Genomic DNA, 3,289 nt, shown 5'->3' with positions numbered 1-3,289 from the left:
CTTCATCCTCGGCGAGGTCAACACCCCGGGCCAATACCCCTACGTCAACGCCATGACCGTCGAGGCCGCCGTCGCCATCGCCGAAGGCTATACCGAACGCGCCAAAAAACGCTTCGTCCGCCTCACACGAAAGTTCGGCGGCGTCATGTCAACCGTCATGGTCCCAACAGACTATCCCGTCCAGCCAGGCGACACTATTTACGTCCTCGAACGCTTCTTCTAAAGCTCATAGGGAAAGCCCTTCCCGCCCCTTCGACATTCCGGGTCCCGTGAGCTCCAATTTCCGAATCCTTCATTGTCTGCGCGCGCGGTCGGAGGACTGTTCCGTCACGTTCACGACCTCGCCCTCGGACAGGCGGAGCTGGGTGCGGAGGTCGGGATCGTCTGCGATTCACGGACCGGGGGCAGCGAGATCGACGTCGCCTTGAGCCGGCTCAAAGACAATTGCGCGCTCGGCGTGACGCGCCTGCCCATGACGCGCAAGCCCGGTCTCAATGACTGGCATACCTATCGTAAGATCGCCAAGCTCGGCCGCAATCTCAATATCGACGTCCTGCACGGCCACGGCGCCAAGGGCGGCGCCTATGCGCGGCTCGCGGGCCGGAGCTTGCGCAAGAAGAAGGGCACCAAGGTCGTCTACACGCCTCATGGCGGCGTGCTGCACTATTCGTCGTCTACTTTGTTCGGGAAGCTCTATCTAGCGGCGGAACGGAAGCTCGCGCCCCTGACGGATGGCTTCATCTTCGAGAGCATGTTTGCAGGCAACCGCTATGTAGAACTGGTGGGTGCGCCCACTTGCCCCGCTCGCGTATTTACAACGGGCTTCATCGCCACGAGTTCTACGAGTTCGCTGCTTGCGGACGATGCCGCCGACTTCGTGTTCGTGGGCGAGTTGCGTAAGCTCAAGGGCGTCGATGTGTTCCTCGAAGCGCTCGCCGCGCAGCAGAACATCTTCCCCGGCCGCGCCATCATCGTCGGCTCCGGACCCGACGAAAAGCGCTTCAAGCGCATGGCCCGAAAGCTCGGCCTCGCATCGCGCGTGATCTTCTCGGGTCCGCAGCGGGCACGCACGGCCTTCGTCCGGGCTCGCTGCGTCGTGGTCCCGTCGCGGGCGGAGTCGGCCCCTTATATCGTCCTCGAAGCGGCGGCCGCTCAGATGCCCATGATCGTCACCAATGTGGGCGGTATCCCTGAGTTGGTGGGCGACGTGCCCATGCCATTGATTCCGCCCGGCGACGTGGACGCGCTTGCCAGCCAGTTGCGTGCATTCCTGGCGGATCCGAAGCCCTTTCTCAGGCGCGCCGTGGAGCTTCAGAAATACGTGGCGCAGCACTTTTCCGTCGAAGCCATGACGCGCGATGTGGTCGATTTTTACATTTCCGACCTAGGCGCGGGCATCCACAAACTGCCGGAACTGGGCTCGGCAACGGCTTCTTAACCATAGCGCGAGCGGGCCCTTCCGCCGCAACCCCCCTTCACCGATGCAAAAGTCTCCGCGTGCCATAAGCTAGGCGGTCAGGGCCCTGGCGCGGCATCGAAGGTGCGCGTTTGGGGGACCGCACTCGGGGCAACGAAGATAAAGAATGACCAAGCCAGACGGAAGCGAACCGCAGCAGGCGCTGGTCCATCCGCCCGCGCGCGATCGCGGCGGCCGGACGCCACCGTTTCCGGACCGGCGGCGACAGCCACGGCCCCCGCTCGCGGAAATCCGGCGCGGCGGCAAGCTGAACCTGTTGCCGCCTGTGATGGTCTCGGGCGCGGTGCGTACGGCCGAGTTCCTCATCGTGGCCGTGCTCGGCTTCGCCATCTACCTCGCCTATGTGGAGTATGAGAGCGAAGACGCTCATCTGATCTATCTCGGTGCGGTGGTGGTCGCGGCGACCGCCAATATGGCGATCTTCCAGGCGCTCAATCTCTACCGGATGACGGCCTTCAATGCCTTCGTGCGCAGCTTCACGCGGGTGGTGTTCGCCTGGACGTTGGTCATGGCGGGCATTATGTCGCTCGCCTTCTTCATCAAGGTCGGCGCCGAGTTCTCCCGCGTGTGGATCGCCAGCTGGTACGTCTCGGGTCTGGCCGTGCTGTTCGTTGAGCGGCTTGCGCTCTCGTTCCTCGCCAAGAAATGGATCCGCGAAGGGCGCCTCTACCGCCGCGCCGTCATCGTCGGCGGCGGACCGGAGGCGGAGCAGCTGATCAAGGCGCTCGAAGCCTCGGCCGACACGGATATCCGCATTGTCGGCATTTTCGATGATCGCGGCGCCGATCGGGTCTCGCCCATCGTCGCAGGCTATCCGAAGCTCGGCAATATCGATCAGCTGGTGGACTTCGCCCGCAACTCTCGGCTTGATCTTCTCATCGTTTCGCTGCCGGTCACGGCGGAAACCCGCTTGCTGGAGCTGCTGAAGAAGCTGTGGGTGCTGCCTGTCGACATCCGGCTCTCGGCGCACACCAACAAGCTGCGCTTCCGGCCACGGGCTTATTCCTATATCGGCACGGTCCCGTTCATCGACATCAGCGACAAGCCGATCGCCAACTGGGACTTCGTCAAGAAGTGGCTGTTCGACAAGATCGTTGCGTCGCTGGCGCTGATTGCCCTGGCCCCGGTGATGCTGCTCATCGCACTCGCCATCAAGCTCGACTCCAAGGGCCCGGTGCTATTCCGGCAGAAGCGTCTGGGCTTCAACAACGAGCAGATCGACGTCTACAAGTTCCGCACCATGTTCGCGGAAACGACCGATGCGGAGGCCGCGAAACTCGTCACCAAAGGCGACCCCCGTGTGACCTCGGTGGGCCGGTTCTGCGCAAGACGAGCCTCGACCGAGCTGCCGCAATTCTTCAATGTGGTGAAGGGCGATCTGTCGCTCGTGGGGCCCCGTCCCCACGCGCTCCAAGGCCAAGGCGGCCGACAAGCTCTACGCGGACGCGTGGACGGCTATTTCGCGCGGCACCGGGTCAAGCCCGGCGTCACCGGCTGGGCGCAAATCAATGGCTGGCGCGGCGAGACCGATACGCAGGAGAAGATCCTGCGCCGTGTGGAGCACGACCTCTTTTATATCGAAAACTGGTCGGTGACCTTCGACCTTTACATCCTTCTCATGACCCCCATCCGCCCTTCTCAAGGGCGATAACGCGTACTAGCGAGGCGCAGCCCGTGGCCATCCACCTACGATGCCGTGCGCGACCGGGCGGCACCACACGTTGGAAGCCGGGCCAGCCCCGGTCTCAGGCGCCTCGCGCTCCTCTATGTCTGGATCACGGTTGCCACCGGCGGCGTGGTCTATTTCGAGCC

At 63.4% G+C, this 3,289-nt stretch carries 3 protein-coding genes; all 3 read left to right on the top strand.

Annotation, left to right across the window (positions count from 1 at the left end):
* On the top strand, positions 1–223 hold a 223-nt coding region (locus AUC71_RS06185), incomplete at its 5' end, for a polysaccharide biosynthesis/export family protein (RefSeq protein WP_193427022.1).
* Positions 224–295: 72 nt separating this feature from the next.
* A complete protein-coding gene (locus tag AUC71_RS06180) occupies positions 296–1,438 on the top strand; it encodes a glycosyltransferase family 4 protein (RefSeq protein ID WP_069623570.1) in 1,143 nt (380 codons plus the stop codon).
* 145 nt (positions 1,439–1,583) lie between these two features.
* Positions 1,584–3,128, top strand: a complete 1,545-nt coding sequence (locus AUC71_RS06175; protein WP_069623569.1) for an undecaprenyl-phosphate glucose phosphotransferase — start codon at positions 1,584–1,586, stop codon at positions 3,126–3,128.
* Positions 3,129–3,289 lie beyond the last annotated feature (161 nt).

The sequence above is a fragment of the Methyloceanibacter marginalis genome (assembly GCF_001723295.1).
Taxonomy (GTDB): domain Bacteria; phylum Pseudomonadota; class Alphaproteobacteria; order Rhizobiales; family Methyloligellaceae; genus Methyloceanibacter; species Methyloceanibacter marginalis.
This window is presented reverse-complemented; position numbering and strand designations above follow the sequence as displayed.